Raw genomic sequence first — 17,282 nt, forward strand, 5'->3', positions numbered from 1 at the left:
GTAACTAGTGATTAGTCCAAAGCTAATTGCTAATCACTAAAAGCTAATCACTTAAAACCTTAAGGTGGTTATTGCGGCGGGGCTCACCTCTTCCCATCCCGAACAGAGAAGTTAAGCCCGCCTGCGCAGATGGTACTGCATCATTGTGGGAGAGTATGTCGTCGCCTTTCTTTTGAAAACCCTGTCCAATTCGGACGGGGTTTTTTGTTTTATATGGTTTGCGGGGAATCATTAAAACCGGAACTTTCTTTTGAGAATCCTCATCATTCACTTGATGGGGATTTTTTTTGTTTTTTCTATTTTTAAAAAGAATGGATTCTTTTGCGAAAAGCTCGTGGCTTGGCGGAATGCGGCAGAGGACGTATCGATAGTACGGAACGAAGTGAGGCCGTAATCTATTGTATATTTTGAGAATTAGATTTTTTTCAAATCTACATTATGGATAAATTCAATAACGCCATTCATGTATACTTGCTGATCATCCCACATTGCAAGATGACTTCCATTTGGACAGTATAAATAATGTCCATTTTTAACTAATTTACTTTGCTCTTCCATTGCTTTTGGATCCATTGTGTCGTATTTGGCTCCAATCATAAGAGTTGGAATTTCCATTTCGTGCAATCGATTTTTGATATCCCATTTTGCTAATCTACCACTTATCCCAAATTCACTCGGACCTTGCATAATAGTGTAAATTTCATTATTTATATGTTTTCCTGATCTGTTTAAGCCATCAGGCCATTCTTTTAATCGGCATAAATGCTCGTGATAGAAATTTGGAATTAAAAGCTCCATATATCTCGGATTATTGAAATCTTTTTTGGTCTCTAATGCTCTTATTTCGGCTAATATTTCTGGTTTCATTTGCTTGGCTAAAACCTCTTCAGCGTATTTTTTGTATTCTGGCGCGCTGGCAACCATGTTTGAAACTAATAATGCTTTCATGCTTTTTTGATATTTCAAGGCATATTCCATTGCAAGTATTCCTCCCCATGAATTTCCTAAAATATAAAAATTGCTATTATCTGCGCCAATTGCTTTTCGAACTTGCTCGACTTCTTCAACAAATCGGTTCGTGGTCCATAAACTGCTGTCTTTTGGTTGGTCGCTATAATACGAGCCAAGTTGGTCATATTCGTAAAATTCAAATCCTTCACGCTGAAAAAAGGTCTCAAAACATTCCATATATTCGTGTGTCATTGCTGGGCCGCCATGCAATAAAAGTATTTTTATTTTTGGGTTGTTTCCAAAACGTTTTGTCCAAACTTTGAAATCCCCAATGGGTGTTTTTATTGGAATCATTTTTACTCCTGCGCTTTCTATGGTATTATTTTTTTCGTAGGTGAAATAATCTTTTAGATTAGTGGATTGAACGTCTTTTTTGCATGAAAAAGTTAGAATTATAACTGAAAGAAGTAGAATATGACGCATATTTTATGGTTTTAAAGTTATTATTTCAAAGTTTATTCTAACTAAATTACGAATTAATAATTAGTCTGTCAAAATAAAGAGCTAATGTTGGTTTTCTATTTAAGTTATTGATTTTTAATGTTATGTTGTTTTTGTTTCTGAGTATTGTAATTTTGATTTAAAATTATTTTTCGAAATTTTAAAAGCAATATTTTATTCGATTTTGAATAGCTATCTTTGTAAAAACGACTAAATGTAATTAAAGTCGCATAGTATAATTAGTGAGATATAAAATGAGCAATAAATTTACTGTTGGAAGTCTATATGCCGGTATTGGGGGAATTTGTTTGGGATTTAAAAATCGGGTTTTGATTTGCTTTGGGCAAATGAATATGATAAAAATGCCTGCATTACGTATAAAGAAAACTTTAAACATAATTTAATTGAAGGTGATGTATTGCAATTAGATGTTGATGGAATTCCTAAAATTGATGTTCTTACAGCGGGTTTTCCGTGTCAGCCATTTTCTGTAGCTGGTTATAGAAAAGGTTTTGATGACAATAGAGGAAATCACTTTTTTAGAATATTAGATTTTGTTGACACCATGAGGCCAAAAGTGGTTTTTTTGGAAAATGTAAAAAACTTAGTAACGCATGATCACGGAAATACGATGAAAGTGATCGAAAAATCATTGCGTGATAGAAATTATTCTTTTCAGTCTAAAGTTTTGAATACTAAAGACTATGGGAATATTCCGCATAATAGAGAACGTATTTTTATAGTTGCTTTTGATAAGACTGTGATTAAAAATCCGGAGGAAGTTTTTGAATTTCCGAAAGAAGATAAATTGACAAAAACGATCAAAGATCTTGTGATTAATGAAAAAGTGGAAGACGAATTTTATTATAACGAAGATCGTTATATGTATAAAATGCTTCAACAAGAAATGACTTCTGATAAAACCGTTTACCAATTCAGAAGACAGTATGTGAGAGAGAATAAATCAAATGTTTGTCCAACGCTGACTGCGAATATGGGAACGGGTGGACATAATGTGCCTTTAATAAAAACTGATTTTGGATTTAGAAAATTGACACCTAGAGAGTGTTTAAGATTCCAAGGGTTTCCTGATGGATTTAAAATTCCAAAAATAGCTAATTCCCATTTATATAAACAAGCAGGAAATTCAGTTAGCGTACCAGTTATTGAAGCTGTTTCAAAGAATATAATGAAGGTTTTGAAATCTGTTAAATAGATTAATTTTGTGTTTGAGAGTAGTTAATGAATTTTGAAATAAGATTTTCTATACTCCTCATGTTTCCGCTCTGAATGTAGTAGTTTTCAGCATCCATTTTTGTGTATTTGTTTAAAAAAGAATTTTGAGGTAGTATATTTTTATTAGCGATCGCCATTTTTAAATCTTCATTACTGCAATATCCTGCAATATCATATGTCCAGAATAATGAAAAAATGAGTTCTTCAATTACTGTTTTTGGAATCTGATTAGTGTACATTAAACTTTTGGAGCGAAAAAGCTTTTTGACATCGGGATTTATGCGAACCAAAATAAAATAGTCGTATGTATTTGTGGCTCCATTAATAAGATTTGGAATATATTTCCCCTCTGAAGTCCAATCTTTTGTTTCAAGAAGCAAGAGATTGGATTGCGATGCGGCTGATTTTATATTGAGTTTTTTGTTTTGAATTTCTAAATCTGAATCGTCCCAAATTCCTTCTTTATAAATTCCAAAATCAGGTTCGTTGCATTCAATCGAATTTGCTTTAAAATGATTGTAAAGGACAAGTTCAGCTAATTTTCCTTGAAAAGTATTACAGAATTTTTCACCGTTTTTTCGACTATTTTGACCTCCAGTTCTTGTGGATCTATGATGACCTTCTCCAAAACACATTGAATAGGCAAAATTTAGAACTTTTTCGATATCCGTTTTGTCTATTGAAATACCATTAAAAAGCTTTGGGTTGTTTACAAAATAATAATCACCATCAGTTTTCTTTTCATATGTCAATTTCATACTTTTTTCGTTTCTGCCACTTCAGCAATTATATTCCAATTTTCTTTATATTGTTTCAAGCTGTTTAAATTAATGCTTGTAATTTGGCTTTCATCTAGATTATCAACATAATTCATAGGGATCAAATAACAAATCCCAACTTCTTTATCCACGGCAACATAAATATCACAATCTGCGGAAGTGATTCTTTTCCCTTATTCGTTATGTGTGTATGGTCGATGCCTTGTCCGCCTCTATCTCGATCTTTGAAACTTATAGCGTTGCTACTAGAAACCCCTTTGATTTGAAGACGCAAAAGAACATTGTTGAAATCGACTACAGCGTCATATCTGCTGGAACGGACGTCAACATTTGAACAATTATATCCTGCTAATATAGCTCTGGCTAAAAATAAAAACTGCGCACTATCTCCTGCATTTGCAGTCATTACACCGGTATTTATATTTAAAAGATTTGTTGGAAAACCATTTGAGAAAATAAAATCGTATTGTTTTTCAAGTATTTTTTTAAGTGAAGTTTTTGTATATCCAAAATGATATGAATTTGGAATGCTGTTTTGAATAAAATTTAATGAGTTATTGATAAAGTCATCTTTGGATATTTCGTTTATTAAATTTCTTTGAAGAATATCATCATAAAATGATTGAAGATCTGATTTTGTTATATAATGTTGATTTGCAATTTCGACAATTCTGGCTTTTACAAAATTGATTTCGGCAAATTCTTTTACAAGCTTATCGCTAAAATTTCTTTCGTTTAATCGTGTAATGAAGTAACCTTTTAAAAACGTTTTTAAGTTCGTTATCGAACCAAATAAAGCAATGCCATCTTCTATATCATTAAGATTAAAATTTGCTTCATTTATGGCTTTTATATTTAATTCAATAAATTTTATTTGGTTTTCTATCATAAGTTAAGTCTGACGCAATTAATTTCAAGATTTTTTTTTAAATTAAAAAATCTTATCAAGAAAGAGAGTGTGAATTTACTTATAAAAAATGAAAAATGAACCAGATTGAAGAAAATCTGCAAAAGATTACGGTGTTGCAGAAAATAAAAAAACCTTCAACAAAGTTGAAGGTTTGAAATTCAGCGGAGGAAGAGGGATTCGAACCTAAGCCTAGAAATTCCTGTATTTCCTATATTCCTAAATTTTAAAAACTAGAGAGCCAATATTTTGCAATGAAACTCAAAAAGTAAAAATTCAAGATAAAGTTTTTCATTTCTCCTATGTTTTACCTGTAAAACTTAGTTTTTTTTAAACGTAAAATTCTGCTTTGGGAATTGAATACAACTTCTATTGAATCTTTAAATTTTTTCTTGACTATTAAACCATTTACTTCATCGTTCAATTTTAGTTTATGGAGTTTCGAATCTATTTTTAAAAGCACTAATTCTAAATTATTAGATTTAAGATAGCCAAAATATTGCAATTGCGGCCAAGGAACATCATACATTATTTTTGGAACTGGTGCAGGTTTTGCTACTTTTTTTATAGGGGCATGATAAGAAACAGAAGTTACAGGTAGAGTTTTTTCGTTAAATTGCCTATTTAAAAAAGGATCGCGACCAACTTTTTTAGATCAAAAGTATCTTTATTAATTTTTTTAAAGATACGTTGTGATTTGTCATTTCTGTATTTAAAACGGCATCGTTACTGCCAAAATATCTAGTAATAGTTCTATAGCCTACGGTTCCCCATAGACCTAGAACTATTAGAATTAGAACAATATTAATTTTTTCTTAGCCATAATTAATTTACTGTAACCTTAGACCCAGTGCTGTTGACTCCTATGTTTCCGGCAACATCTACAGCTCTTACTCGCCAATAGTAAGTTCCAGCATTCAAAAATGTATATGAAAGCGTTGTGGTATTGCTGTATAATGTCTGAGATATATTGGTAAAATCCACATCGCTTGCAATTTCTAATACATAAGATACAGGAGATTTTATAGTTCCAGTATCGGTTGCTATTGTCCAAGTATAATTTACAGGAGTATTAACTGTCTGAGTCGAATTATCGGCTGGCGTTGCATTTTTTGGTTGATTTGGAACAGTGGTGTCAATATTGAATTTTTTTGCTCCGTATTGTTTTGTTTCAGTATTAGCATTTTTAGCTTTTACTCTCCATTCATAATTTCCATCGTCAATTGTTGGCAAATCTAATGTTACAGAGGTGTCTGTTACATCTGTTTGTGGATAAACTTCTTGGCCGTTTGCTGTGTTTACAACTCTTACACTATAAGAAGTCGCCTTGTCAAGCTGTTGCCAACTTAAGGTGATTTTTTTAAAATTCAAATATTTATTATTGTCGGGAGTCAGTAATATAACCTGCTGATTGGTTAAATCATCTGGGATTTTGGTTGAAAAATTTGAAGGAAAAGAATAGGTAGACTGATATGCATAATTTTCTGCACGCACGCGCCAGATATAACTTCCTGCTTCTAGTGGCAAAGTCAAATTTGTCTTAGTCGTTAAAGAGTCTAGTACTAGCGTCTCGTTAGATTCGAAAATCTGAACACGGTATTTGTCGGCGCCTTTTAGACTGTTCCATTTAAAATTGACAACATTACTTTCTACAACTGCATCTTTTGTTGGTGAAATAATCTGTACGATATCATCAGTAATATCTTCTTCAAGGATGTCCTCACATGAGAACATAAAAAGAGAAAGGCCGATTAGAATAATTTTATTTAGTGTTTTCATAGTTTTGAAAGATCATTTTTAAATGTAAAACGTCAGATTTATTATTTTTTTGTTGTGTAAAAGTTCTGGCTCACCATACGGGAATAATTAAAGTTTTTTTCAAAATTATATGCCAAGTCTAATAATTGGTTTGCATTTCCGGTAACATCCAATTGATTGGTTATAATATGATAATCTGCTTCCGGATAATCATGAATAGGCTTTAAATCGTTTATGGAAGCTCCAGAATTTGTTGTAGCAAAACCGATTATGCCTTGCTGGACCATTTCTTTTGTAACACCTTCTTTGCCAATTATTCTGTCTAGATATTCGACATCATTTTTAAGAGTTCCCGTGTTTTTTGCTTTTTTATTGATATCGTCTGCTTTTTTTGAAAGCATATGATATTCTGAAACTACTTCAAACAATGTGTGAAAAGATCGTTTGTATGCCGTAATCGAGAGCATAAAAAAGATTACGATCAAGGCGTGAAATTTTTGTTTATAAGAATAGTTTTCAAACATTTTTAAGGATTATTTTTATTTCAAATATTGATTTGTTCTTTTTGTCTTTTTTTAAACTAACGATTTCAAAACGTTGCAACCAGTCCATTTTTTTAAATTTCCAAGCCAAGAATTAAAAGATACTTCCTGATAGGTTTCGCCTTTGACAATTATAGTACCGCTTTCAAATAAGACTTTTTTATTCTCTTTATATTCTTCTTTTAAAGGAGCAATATTTAATTCTGTTAAAGAAATGGCCTCCGGTACTGTTCTAATAATTTCATAGCTATAAAAAGTGAAGAACTTAGATGATAAAACTCCAGATTCCTTTAAAAGACTGATTTTTTTCTTTTTGAGCTTCTAGATCCAGTATTAGCTGATAGGATTGGTTAGAATAAACGGTTTGAAGGTTTAATTCTGAATTTTTAGTGCCGTAATATTGAATCAGTAAATAACTGATTAATAAAGAAACAAGAAAAGTCACCAGCATTCCGATGCCAAGAAAATGGAATGCTTTCTTATAAATCAGTTCTTCATTGTTTAAACTGGAGTTTATTGTTTTGGAGACTTCTTTTGGCTTTACAAAAAAATGAATGACCGAACCGTATAATGGGAGAAAAACATTTGATACGGTTTGTTCACCAATTTGATAATTAGCTGTGTTTTGAATTTCATTCTGTTTTGAAAAACCAGAAATAATATCATTTTCAAACTCAAGCTTCAAATCGCCAGAATATAAAATATCTTTATTTAGCGCATTATTGAGCAATGCTCCAAGAAACGATCCAATGTAGACATCAATAATCTGGAAACCGCTTTTTTGAAACTGAGAAATGCTTTCTTCTACAATATTTTTTCTGCAAAAGCTTATAAAGTTAGATTTGCTTCCTTTTAGATCAGTATAATAAATAGTATTAAAATCTATATTTTTCTGCCAGTTTAAATCGGCTTCATTTTCAAAATTTATTTCTTTATTTAAAACCCCTTTTCCTTCAACAGCAAGCAAAACAGGCAATTTTTTATCAGCAGTTTTTATTAAGCTATCAAAGGTTTCAAAAGACTGTTGAGAAACAATAGAAATTTTATTTGCCTTCTTTTTTATTGTAAGCAAATTATAAATTTCGCAATCTTCTTTTTTGACTACGCTAACAACATTTAAGTCGTTTATTTTTATGAATTTAGATAAAGCGGCGATCATCTTTAGTAAATTACTGTTGGTTTAATAAAAATATGAAGTTTAGAATCGCTTTTTCCCTTTTTTCTGCTACTAAAGAACCATTTAACAATTGGAATTCGTGAAAGCAAAGGCGTTCCAGTTCCAGAATTTTCTTTTTCAATTCATCAAGACCTCCCAATAAAATCATTTCACTGTTTTTAACTCTTACTAGCGATTCAAATTTTTGGGTCGCCTTTCCAGGAGGAGCATCTTCGCCAACACGCGCCAAGAAAGAACTTTTTCTACTGCAATTGTTAGCGTTACATTTTCATCTGTAGAAACATACGGTTTTATAGAAACGCTAAGATTGGCGTCTGTAGATTTCCAAGTTCCAGAATTCAATATGTCATTTCCGATACTGTTATTTATCAATCGGTTATTTTGTTCAAAGTAGTAGCTTGTTTCTCCTATAGATAGTTTTGCTTCGTGTCCGCTAATCGTAGCAATTTTTGGAGTTGACTCTATCTTTAAAGCAGAATTGTTTTCAAGTAATTTTAAATTGAGATAAAATGATTCTGTTACTTTCCCTAATTTAAAAAGTCCAAAACCATTAAAAGCATCTATTAAACTGTTTACAGAAGAACCGTTTAAACTAATATCTGAATTTGGAAATAATACGCCACCAGTTTGAACTTTATTTATTTTATCAAGACCAGCTTTCATACCGGTTTGAATATCGTATGCTTTATTGTATTGCACGATGATTACTTCGATCTGAACCATCGGAACCACTTTGTCAATCTGTTTGATATATACTTTCAGCTCTTCTAAAATTGATCTTGATCCTGAAACGATTAATCCGTTTAATTCTATAAATTCTTTTATTTCTAATTTTTCTGAAAAAACCTTCGGAAGAGTAGACATAACAGATTCAATCGATCTGTTTTCCAGCTGAACCATTTCGGTCATCCTTAGTCCTTCAGTACCTTCTTCGCCAATCAAATAAAAATTGTCCTGTTTTTTATACGTATATTTTTTCCCTTTAAAAATATGAGCCAAAAGATCATCAAAGGTTATGTTATCAGCAGAAAGCGTTGTTTTTTCGTTTTCAGGTTTATTGTATAAAAAATAGTTGATATGAAGTTTCTCGGCCGCTTCAGTCAATAAATCAGATGCATCTGCGATATAGGCATTAACTTGCAAAAAACCGTTTTTATTAATGTTTACTTCGTAATATCCAGGAACGCCAAGACTTACTTTTGGCTGTTTTGGCTTTGCAGTTGTTGCCAAAGCGCTTGCACTTTGCGCTGTACCTTTTTGCAGAAAATAAATGCCATTATCGTCTTTTGTGGCGCTTAAATCATTTGATTTTGCCATCATCTCGATAACCTGATCAAAAGGACGGTTTAGCACATACGAGGAAACTCTCATTGTTTTTACATCCTGCGCTAAGATTAAATTCTTTCCAGACTTGTCTATTATTGCTTTTGCTACAGCCGATAAAGTGTCGTTTTCCAGCTTTATTGACAAGAAATCATTTTGAGGATTGTAAGTTACATCGATAATTTTTGGCTGTTTCTTTTCGAGTACAGCAACAATTTTTCTTTTCTTAAAGACAATAATATTGCTCATAAAAGAAACATCGATATCATATTTTTGCACAAGATGAAGAAAGACATCTTTTACCGTTACATCAAAAAAATTGTTTGCAACTGGCTGGTTTAATTCTATATCTACATCGACATTTAATTGATGTTCTTCTGCTATCGAGGAAATGAAATCATGAAGAGTAAGTCCTGAAACATCAATTTTAATGGTTTCATTTAACCCTTTTTTTGTACTGAAAATTCGTCAAATTTTCGGCTCAGTTCAGTTAGATCCTGCTGGGCAAAAATTAAATTTGAAAAAAATAACGCGACTAGTGCGAAAACTATCTGTTTAAGCATTTATTTATATGTTTATTAAAATTGAATAAATTTCTTCTAATGATGTTTCTCCCGATGCTAGAATCTCAAATGCTTTTTCAGGCGACGATTTATAACTGCTATCATTGCTGTGTAATTTTGTAATGGTGTTATTTTTAATAGATTCTGCAATAGTGTGGTCGATATTTAAGATTTCATAAATAGCTGTTCTTCCTTTGTATCCCGTGTGAAAACATTTATTACATCCCACTGGTTTGTAATATGATGAAATATCATACGGAAATTTGAAGTTGAGAGGAAAATCTTTAGGATCGCTCGTGGTTTCTTTTTTGCGGCTGTCGCAAAGTTTTCGAATTAGTCTTTGCGCAACAGACAAGTTTAAAGTTTCGGCAATTAAATATGATGGCACACCCATATCAATCAGCCTTGAAATTGTTCCGATAGCTGAATTGGTATGAATGGTAGATAAAACCAAATGCCCTGTCAAAGAAGCTCGAATTGCCATTAAAGCAGTTTCGGAATCGCGAATCTCTCCAAGCATAATGACATCAGGATCCTGACGCAAAAACGATTTTAGAGCAGAGGCAAACGTTAAACCAATATCTTCTTTAAGCTGTACCTGATTGATTCCTTTAAGCGTATATTCTATAGGATCTTCAACAGTAACGATGTTTCTTCTGCTGTCATTTAGTAATCTTAAAGTAGCATAAAGCGTCGTTGTTTTTCCCGAACCTGTTGGACCGCTTATTAGAATAATTCCATTTGGTTTTTTAACCGCTTCCAAATATTTTTCGTGTTCTTCTTTTTGCAAGCCCAGCGTACTCAAATCAATATTTGAAGCATCTTGCCCCAAAAGACGCATTACTATTTTTTCGCCAAATAAAGTTGGTAAAATAGACACCCTGATATCAAAAGATTCATTGGTGATTCGTCCGTCCTGCGGAAGCCTTTTTTCGGTAATATTTAGTTTGGCTTTAATTTTAACCTTATTAACCAATTCCAGATAATTGTCCTGCTCAATCTTGTAGCGTTCAATTAATTGTCCATCAATTCTGAAACGGATTCGAGACGAATTCTCGTAAACTTCAAAATGGATATCGCTACATTTTAAGGACTTGGCTTCGGCCAATAAATTTTCAAGAAAATCCCCTTTGTCAACATTCAAAGATTTGTTTGAAGCCAATGCACGTTCTTTTCTATAATAAATAGACAACGCTTTTTCAATTTCGCTAGATTCTGCAGAATGGAAAACGATATTTTTTCCTAAAAAGAGCTCAAGCTCTTCTTTAGCATCTTCTTTATTGTTAGAATGGTCTACGTAAACCTCTATCGTATTTTCGTGAATTGACTTCGGAATAATGCGGTATTGGTTGGCCAAATCATTTGATATAACATGCTGAATCTCTGGAAATATTTCGATATTTTGTAGCATTACAATAAGGTAAGTTTTTGAAAGGTTAGAAAAAGTCTTTCATTAAAACAATGAATAAAAATAAAGCCGAAAATCCTGCCAGCGGAACGGTGTTTTCCGTAATGATCTTTTTTAGTCCAAATTGCATCACAATGGCAAAAACAAGAGATAATACGAAAAACAAAATGTAGTTCTTTAGTAAAAACAAAGGACTAACAGCGATATAGAATAGCAAGTCTCCCAATCCAAAATAGTGAAGGAAAGGGTTTAGAAATTGTTTAGATTTCAAACTCATATATAGCGTAAGAAATCCTAATGTAATCAGAAAAAAACGGTATTGTATAATACTACTTCAGCTAACTGGTATTTTTTTACTGGAATTAGATAGAAAGAAATTACAAAAATGACAAGCGGTAAAACAACATGTATTTTGCGAAATTTCCAATCCTGAATAAAAACCAATATCAAGCAAATCATCAAGATTATGGGGGCTAGTTTCAATTTATTCTTTGGTTACTTCGGTTAATATTTTTTTGCTGTCGATTTCCCAAGTATTAAAACTTCCGTCACCATCCAAGTCTGAAGTGGCAGTTGCTCTTGCTAAAAACGAATCGTTAGTGGCATCTATTATTTCAATTTTATAAACTGCCTGACCGCCTTCATCTACTGTTTTTTCTTGTTCGAAACCAATTTCTTCTAAGTCTCCAGAATATTTTGAATGTCTGTAGAAATAGCTTTTTTCTAAACCATAAACTTGATTTAGCATCGCTTGAGCTTCAATTGCTTTTGCTTGCCCGATTACCGAAGTCTGGTTTGGAAGAACCATTAACAATAATATACCAATGATGCATAATACAATTAAAATTTCGGTAAGTGAATACGCCTTAGCATATAGTTTTTGGCTTAATTTGCGGTATTTTTTTATGGTTTTCAACATTCTGGTTTTACTTTTATTAAAATTTATTATTGGGACGAAATACTTATACTGAATAAATTATTAGTTGTTTATAATTTTACTTAAATCAAACATTGGTGCATACATCGAGACCATAATAACCCCTACAATTACACCTATCACAATGATTATCAACGGTTCTAAAATGACACCAATCATTTTGGTCTGATGACTGATTTCTTCATTATATTGCTCAGTTAATCGCTCAAACATTGTTTCTAACTGATTTACCTGTTCTGCTACTTCTACCATAGAAACAAGTTTGTTCTCAAAAACGGAATGTTTTTTTAAACTTTCGTTTAATGAAGCGCCTCTGGTAATGTCTTCCTTAATTTGATAAATGGCAATTTCGATAGGGTAGAAGCCGATCATTTTTGATGTCAGCGTCAAGGAGTTGATCAAGGTCGTTTTTGAGGTAATCAATAAATTCATCGCTTGGCAAAACCTCGAAATATAAATTTTAAGAATCAGGTTTCCGAAATACGGAATTTTTAAAATCAAACGAGTTGTAATTGCTCTATAACTTTCTTTTTCTTTAAAAAGAACATGAATTGCTGTAAGTCCGATTATCATTCCGATTACAATCGAAAAAATAAATCCGGAATGGCTTGAAATTTTTAAAATAATCTGAGTACTTTTTGGCGACTCGCTTCCAAATTGTTTGAATACCGAGCTAAACATCGGTACTACTTTATTTAGCATAAAATAAAGGACTAAAATGGTTACCAGCATTACAATTGTCGGATATGTCATTACCGAAACAATTTGTCTTTTCATCTGAATTTTTCGGTTGAAATATTTTTGCAGTTCGGCTAAAACTTCTTCTAGTTTTCTGGTTTCTTCTCCAATCTGGATACTGTAATATTCGTAAGCCGAAAACTGACCGCTTTCTCGCATCGATTCGTAAATACTTTTTCCTTCAACGACTTTTTCTTTGATCTGCAGAATTAATTCTTTCTCAAATTTATTAGCCGATTGATTACTGAGTATTTCCAATGCTTTTTTAAAATCGACTCCAGATCGCGACAACATTCCGAGTTCTCTATAAAATACTTCCTTTTTTTATCAGAAAGCTTTTTAGAAAACTGAAAAGAAGCTGTTTCAATTTTGAAATCTTTTTTTGCGGCTTTTGGAGCGTTATATGTACTTAAATCAAAACTCATTGTTTTTTCATTTTTTGAAGCGACTCGTTTGGAAAAATTCTTTTGTAAAAACTTAAATCCAGATCTTCTTCATTGGCTTTTAAATTCATTCTGATTTTCTGAAAAACAACAGTTTCGGTATTATTTTTCATTGTATCTATTTTTAAAGTATTCAGTTTAATTCTGAATGTATCTATAAATGTTTCGCTGTTTCTTAAAATGTATTCCTCAGAAAATAAATAGTTTATTTTTTCACCATTATATCCAGTAAAATTGATTTCACTTTCTGCAACCATCATTTTCTCTTTTTCAAAAATATCTTTATTCAAACTGTATGTTAGTCGATTTAGATCGTTTACCAATTGATTCTGATTTTTAAAATCGAACATTCGCCCTGTAACAATCGAAAAAATAACAAACAATATTCCCAAAATAATTGCTGTTATAGCCATGCCAATAACAGCTTCAATCATAGAGAAGGCGGGAAGACTAAACATGTTATTTTTTGGTCTGCACATAGAAACTTTTTTCAAACTTAAATTGAATACTATCTTTATATTCTACTGCTATTTTTTTTAAATTCTCGTTAATTACTTCTTCCTCAATTCGAATTTTTTCATTTTCATTTCTAATCGAATCATTTTCTAATTCTGATAAATAAAAAAGTTCGTTTACCTTATTTTGAGTGCTGTAAAACTTCGCTGATGTTTTTGGTGTATAAACAGACGCAAAAATCAACACTGCAAAATAGAGACAGATTGAAATAATTGTTAAAGCAATCACAGACTCTAACAACGAATTGGCCGAAAGGTTACAATACTTTTTTAATGATGCCATACGTTGTTTTTTGAGTGTCGAACAAAGGAATTGATATAAAATATTCCGGACGTTTTGCTGAATTGATTTCAATATTGCTAATCATGTTTTCATAACTGGAAACCTCAGTTTTTAGAAAGAATCGATTTGTATAAACTGAACCATAAACATTACTTTTCAGCATTAATTTTCCAGAACAATATAAATCGCCTGTTAGTAATCCATCTTCGTCAATTTCTATTGTATTCTTATTTAGAAGTTCATTCGTATTGCCAAATAAAACTACAGCTCCATATATTTGGCATCCTTTTTTTATTTTAATTTTTGATTCGTCAGTACTTTCGTTGTAAACGCAAACTACAGATGGATAATTTAAAGTTACTTTTTCATCTAGTTCAATTCCTTTTGTAGCAAATGCTTGTATAGTTCCGGTAAAACCTTCTTCAAAAGTTATTTTAGGAGCAATTAAAATAACATCTTCAAGCACTGTGTTTTTTTACTCGAATGGAATCTGGAGATCGTAATATAAAATTTCCTTTAAAAATGATATTTGCCAAATTTGGCTTCACTTGAATCTCTTTTGTAGTATTAAAAAAGGAATTATAATAGATAGAATCCTGAATTTTCTCAACATTAGAAAGTGTAGTTTTTTCTGATTTCAGTACATCAAAAATCTTTTTGAATTCTGGATTGATCTCTGGTAACTGTTTTTCTGAAATTGATATTTTGCCTTCAGTTGTAAGTTTGTTTAAATCACTTGTAATATATGAGGTCTCGATAAAAGTACTTGGAAGTTGGTTATTGCCAATTAGTTTTACTGTTCCTGAATAGGATAATGATTTTGAAAAATTGGTTAGATAAACAGCATTTTTATCATGATTGTAAGCACCAGCAAAATGGACTGAAGAAACAGTATCGTTTGAAACAAAAGATTTGGTTAATACCAAAGAAAGTAATCCGTACGATTTTGATTCATAACTGCCTTCGATTCCCGAATTTTCATCTTTTTCAATTTCTTGAACAGCCATTTTATTGCCCAAAGCAAAATTCAAAAGCGATTGATTTTGAATATACAGTTCTTCCTGTAAATTATAGTACAAATTAAGCTGGTTGTATAAATTTGAGAAATACAACAGCGCTCCGCAAATAATAGAGACAATTAAGCAGATATAAATGGCATATAATAAACTATGAGCTTTGACCATTATTGGGGTGCTTTGTCTTTCTTTTTAAAGATGTTTTTAAAGAATGTGGTTATTTTTGAATCTTTTTTAGGTTCGTTTTTAGCTTGTTCTCTTAATAGTTTTTTATTTTCTCTTGCAGTTTTTTGAGCAACTTTTTTTGTCTCCCTGTCTCTTTTAGCCTTTTCTTCTTCTAATGTTTTTTCTTCTTTTGCCTTAGCTTTATAACCAGCTAACTTTTCTGCGTCAGAAATTGCGTCAAGCTCTTTTTGATTCTTTTCTGCATTTTCTAATTTTTGGGCATCTTGCTTTATTTTATATTTTTCAGATTTAGTGAAAGTTTGTTTTTTCTTCACAACTTCACCTTTTCTGTATGTAATTATTTCTTTGCTTTCTGCATTTGTCCATTTTCCGGTTTTAAGGCCAGAACTGAATTTTCCGTTTTCTACTAAATTTCCGTCTTTATCATATCTAAAATATTTTCCAGATTTGAGACCTTTGCTATATGATAGAGTAGTGGCTAAAACACCATTTTGATGCCAGGTTTTCCATAAACCAACGCGGAGCCCGTTTTTAAATTCACCTTGTTCTGCCAATTGATTACTATGATACATTTTAACAAATTTATCATTCAATAGATCACCGCCAATACCGCCTTGGGCTTCGTGTATAAGTCCGCCTTTGAACCAGCTGTACGTTTTATTGATTTTCGGATTTACTTTTTTATCGGTAGTGTAAAATTCATAGCGAAAATCTTTATCAGAAATTCGTTTTATCATATAAGGATCTGAAAAAGAAACTAATGCAAATGCAAAAAAGAATATAATATAACGTGGTATTGTATATGTTTTCAAGGTGCAATTTTAATTTTTAAATGTGATCACTATCTCCGGAAAGCAAATGTATTTTTAATTTTTCTGATTTTTTTACGGGTTTCCTCATTTTGGATTTTTTTGTTAAAAACTTTGAAAAGAAAACTATATCGTTTAAGAATATTAAACTTTTGGTACATGTCATAGCTAATTTTTTCAACATTACTCATTTTCAAATAACAAGATATCTTTTATGTAACTATTCGCTCATTTAAATGAATTATAGCTTGTGTTATGTTAAAATGAGACTTAATCTAAGTTTCAGAAGAAAAAACTAAAAAAAGTAAAGGAGGGAGATAGTAAGAAACGTTTTATAGTATAAATACACTTAATATAATACGTTCTAAGCTATTGAATAATACTTGTGTTTTAGAAATGACTGAACACTTCGTTTGCAAAATTTTTATTTATATCATATCATCGTCAATATATGCATTATATTCACAAAATACGGATTGATATAGTGAAAGGTATATTGTAACTAGAGAGTTTTTATGTAAAAAAAACTACAACTCTAAAAAAGTTGTAGTTTTTTGATACATCATCCGAATTAGTAAAAATTCATTGATAGGGCATTAATCGTCAAGCTAGAAATGAATTAGCATGATTTATCGTAATACGTGATCAATTATAAATTTTGGAAATTTGATAATTATAAAAAAAATACAAATGGTTTAAAAAAATAGATCAAAATTCCCTGAAGGACAAATATTCTCACAGCGTTCGACATAGTTTTCAATTTCTTCTTCTGATCCATTGGTGGAATATTCAGCAAAAATCAGCAAAACTTCAAAAAACTGAACTTCATTTTCAACAAATATTGTATTAATACTATCTAATTGATCTACATACATTATATAGATAAATCCTGTCTTTTCATTTAAGCCTAAATACCCACCATCAATATTTCCAACTATTAAATACCCATTGATATAGTGCAAAACATCATTAAAAAAAATATTTCTTATGCTGAAGAATTCTAAATTGTAATTATTTAAAAAATCAAATAGTAATGAATTGTAATGATTTTGATTTTTTTGGGTTTGAGCACATATTCGTTATCAATAATATCCATAGCCCCATCATGACTATACCCCTCATCCAATAAGTCATTTAAGCTAGGTTGCAAACTAAAAAGCTTTTCTTTAAATTGTTTTAAATCCATATCGTTTTATAAAAGTTTCAATTA

General features: G+C 31.3%; 19 protein-coding genes and 1 rRNA gene. 2 read left to right on the forward strand and 18 right to left on the reverse strand.

Annotated features, from left to right (window positions below; all coding sequences use genetic code 11):
* Nucleotides 1–60 precede the first annotated feature (60 nt).
* Nucleotides 61–170: ribosomal RNA gene (rrf, locus tag ACQ9BO_RS08610) — 5S ribosomal RNA — on the forward strand.
* A 244-nt stretch (nt 171–414) separates the two neighbouring features.
* On the opposite strand, the gene ACQ9BO_RS08615 is transcribed toward rrf, so the two are convergent.
* Nucleotides 415–1,434 carry a proline iminopeptidase-family hydrolase gene (locus ACQ9BO_RS08615; RefSeq protein ID WP_431244360.1) on the reverse strand — a complete coding sequence of 340 codons (1,020 nt, stop codon included), beginning with the start codon at nt 1,432–1,434 and terminating at the stop codon, nt 415–417.
* Nucleotides 1,435–1,786: 352 nt separating this feature from the next.
* Between ACQ9BO_RS08615 and dcm the strand changes: the two genes are divergently transcribed.
* Complete coding sequence (gene dcm, locus ACQ9BO_RS08620; protein WP_431244361.1) at nt 1,787–2,668, forward strand: DNA (cytosine-5-)-methyltransferase; 882 nt, start codon at nt 1,787–1,789, stop codon at nt 2,666–2,668.
* A gap of 1 nt (nt 2,669) precedes the next feature.
* Here dcm and ACQ9BO_RS08625 read toward each other — a convergent pair whose 3' ends face one another.
* The 17 genes from ACQ9BO_RS08625 to ACQ9BO_RS08705 form a co-directional block, all read right to left on the reverse strand.
* Nucleotides 2,670–3,446 carry a hypothetical protein gene (locus tag ACQ9BO_RS08625; protein WP_431244362.1) on the reverse strand — a complete coding sequence of 259 codons (777 nt, stop codon included), beginning with the start codon at nt 3,444–3,446 and terminating at the stop codon, nt 2,670–2,672.
* Between the two features lie 121 nt (nt 3,447–3,567).
* Nucleotides 3,568–4,356, reverse strand: coding sequence for a hypothetical protein (locus ACQ9BO_RS08630; protein WP_431244363.1), 789 nt, complete (start codon nt 4,354–4,356; stop codon nt 3,568–3,570).
* An 843-nt stretch (nt 4,357–5,199) separates the two neighbouring features.
* The gene (locus ACQ9BO_RS08635; RefSeq protein WP_431244364.1) at nt 5,200–6,153 is read right to left on the reverse strand and encodes a hypothetical protein; all 954 of its coding nucleotides are present in this window, start codon (nt 6,151–6,153) and stop codon (nt 5,200–5,202) included.
* Nucleotides 6,154–6,194: 41 nt separating this feature from the next.
* Nucleotides 6,195–6,656 (reverse strand): hypothetical protein, encoded by a 462-nt coding sequence (locus tag ACQ9BO_RS08640; RefSeq protein WP_431244365.1) that lies wholly within the window; start codon nt 6,654–6,656, stop codon nt 6,195–6,197.
* A 283-nt stretch (nt 6,657–6,939) separates the two neighbouring features.
* Entirely contained in the window at nt 6,940–7,833 is an 894-nt protein-coding gene (locus tag ACQ9BO_RS08645) for a hypothetical protein (protein WP_431244366.1), read from the reverse strand.
* 2 nt (nt 7,834–7,835) lie between these two features.
* Nucleotides 7,836–7,940 carry a hypothetical protein gene (locus ACQ9BO_RS08650; protein WP_431244367.1) on the reverse strand — a complete coding sequence of 35 codons (105 nt, stop codon included), beginning with the start codon at nt 7,938–7,940 and terminating at the stop codon, nt 7,836–7,838.
* 79 nt (nt 7,941–8,019) lie between these two features.
* On the reverse strand, nt 8,020–9,423 hold the full coding sequence (locus tag ACQ9BO_RS08655; RefSeq protein ID WP_431244368.1) for a type II secretion system protein GspD: 1,404 nt from the start codon (nt 9,421–9,423) through the stop codon (nt 8,020–8,022).
* A gap of 318 nt (nt 9,424–9,741) precedes the next feature.
* On the reverse strand, nt 9,742–11,148 hold the full coding sequence (locus tag ACQ9BO_RS08660) for a GspE/PulE family protein (protein WP_431244369.1): 1,407 nt from the start codon (nt 11,146–11,148) through the stop codon (nt 9,742–9,744).
* 481 nt (nt 11,149–11,629) lie between these two features.
* Nucleotides 11,630–12,064 (reverse strand): type IV pilin protein, encoded by a 435-nt coding sequence (locus tag ACQ9BO_RS08665; RefSeq protein ID WP_431244370.1) that lies wholly within the window; start codon nt 12,062–12,064, stop codon nt 11,630–11,632.
* A 60-nt stretch (nt 12,065–12,124) separates the two neighbouring features.
* Nucleotides 12,125–13,078 carry a type II secretion system F family protein gene (locus tag ACQ9BO_RS08670; protein ID WP_431244371.1) on the reverse strand — a complete coding sequence of 318 codons (954 nt, stop codon included), beginning with the start codon at nt 13,076–13,078 and terminating at the stop codon, nt 12,125–12,127.
* A 163-nt stretch (nt 13,079–13,241) separates the two neighbouring features.
* Nucleotides 13,242–13,721 carry a PulJ/GspJ family protein gene (locus tag ACQ9BO_RS08675; RefSeq protein ID WP_431244372.1) on the reverse strand — a complete coding sequence of 160 codons (480 nt, stop codon included), beginning with the start codon at nt 13,719–13,721 and terminating at the stop codon, nt 13,242–13,244.
* A gap of 1 nt (nt 13,722) precedes the next feature.
* Nucleotides 13,723–14,061: a hypothetical protein gene (locus ACQ9BO_RS08680; protein ID WP_431244373.1), complete on the reverse strand. Its 339-nt coding sequence runs from the start codon at nt 14,059–14,061 to the stop codon at nt 13,723–13,725.
* Nucleotides 14,036–14,527: a hypothetical protein gene (locus ACQ9BO_RS08685; protein WP_431244374.1), complete on the reverse strand. Its 492-nt coding sequence runs from the start codon at nt 14,525–14,527 to the stop codon at nt 14,036–14,038. Before ACQ9BO_RS08685 ends, ACQ9BO_RS08680 begins: the two co-directional genes overlap by 26 nt.
* Nucleotides 14,520–15,245: a hypothetical protein gene (locus ACQ9BO_RS08690; protein WP_431244375.1), complete on the reverse strand. Its 726-nt coding sequence runs from the start codon at nt 15,243–15,245 to the stop codon at nt 14,520–14,522. Before ACQ9BO_RS08690 ends, ACQ9BO_RS08685 begins: the two co-directional genes overlap by 8 nt.
* On the reverse strand, nt 15,245–16,075 hold the full coding sequence (locus ACQ9BO_RS08695) for a toxin-antitoxin system YwqK family antitoxin (RefSeq protein WP_431244376.1): 831 nt from the start codon (nt 16,073–16,075) through the stop codon (nt 15,245–15,247). The genes ACQ9BO_RS08690 and ACQ9BO_RS08695 overlap by 1 nt, the downstream gene beginning before the upstream one ends.
* Before the next feature lie 692 nt (nt 16,076–16,767).
* Nucleotides 16,768–17,034 carry a hypothetical protein gene (locus ACQ9BO_RS08700; RefSeq protein ID WP_431244377.1) on the reverse strand — a complete coding sequence of 89 codons (267 nt, stop codon included), beginning with the start codon at nt 17,032–17,034 and terminating at the stop codon, nt 16,768–16,770.
* Nucleotides 17,035–17,087: 53 nt separating this feature from the next.
* A complete protein-coding gene (locus ACQ9BO_RS08705) occupies nt 17,088–17,258 on the reverse strand; it encodes a hypothetical protein (RefSeq protein ID WP_431244378.1) in 171 nt (56 codons plus the stop codon).
* Nucleotides 17,259–17,282: the final 24 nt, after the last annotated feature.

Origin of the sequence: Flavobacterium sp. P21, from assembly GCF_050632225.1 — a bacterium.
Taxonomy (GTDB): domain Bacteria; phylum Bacteroidota; class Bacteroidia; order Flavobacteriales; family Flavobacteriaceae; genus Flavobacterium.

Bases quoted from the DNA above. Each gene is read 5' to 3' on its own strand.
- ACQ9BO_RS08615 (WP_431244360.1), bottom strand. From the start codon at position 1,434: ATGCGTCATATTCTACTTCTTTCAGTTATAATTCTAACTTTTTCATGC.
- ACQ9BO_RS08625 (WP_431244362.1), bottom strand. From the start codon at position 3,446: ATGAAATTGACATATGAAAAGAAAACTGATGGTGATTATTATTTTGTA.
- ACQ9BO_RS08630 (WP_431244363.1), bottom strand. From the start codon at position 4,356: ATGATAGAAAACCAAATAAAATTTATTGAATTAAATATAAAAGCCATA.
- ACQ9BO_RS08635 (WP_431244364.1), bottom strand. From the start codon at position 6,153: ATGAAAACACTAAATAAAATTATTCTAATCGGCCTTTCTCTTTTTATG.
- ACQ9BO_RS08640 (WP_431244365.1), bottom strand. From the start codon at position 6,656: ATGTTTGAAAACTATTCTTATAAACAAAAATTTCACGCCTTGATCGTA.
- ACQ9BO_RS08645 (WP_431244366.1), bottom strand. From the start codon at position 7,833: ATGATCGCCGCTTTATCTAAATTCATAAAAATAAACGACTTAAATGTT.
- ACQ9BO_RS08655 (WP_431244368.1), bottom strand. From the start codon at position 9,423: ATGAGCAATATTATTGTCTTTAAGAAAAGAAAAATTGTTGCTGTACTC.
- ACQ9BO_RS08660 (WP_431244369.1), bottom strand. From the start codon at position 11,148: ATGCTACAAAATATCGAAATATTTCCAGAGATTCAGCATGTTATATCA.
- ACQ9BO_RS08665 (WP_431244370.1), bottom strand. From the start codon at position 12,064: ATGTTGAAAACCATAAAAAAATACCGCAAATTAAGCCAAAAACTATAT.
- ACQ9BO_RS08675 (WP_431244372.1), bottom strand. From the start codon at position 13,721: ATGTTTAGTCTTCCCGCCTTCTCTATGATTGAAGCTGTTATTGGCATG.
- ACQ9BO_RS08680 (WP_431244373.1), bottom strand. From the start codon at position 14,061: ATGGCATCATTAAAAAAGTATTGTAACCTTTCGGCCAATTCGTTGTTA.
- ACQ9BO_RS08690 (WP_431244375.1), bottom strand. From the start codon at position 15,245: ATGGTCAAAGCTCATAGTTTATTATATGCCATTTATATCTGCTTAATT.
- ACQ9BO_RS08705 (WP_431244378.1), bottom strand. From the start codon at position 17,258: ATGGATTTAAAACAATTTAAAGAAAAGCTTTTTAGTTTGCAACCTAGC.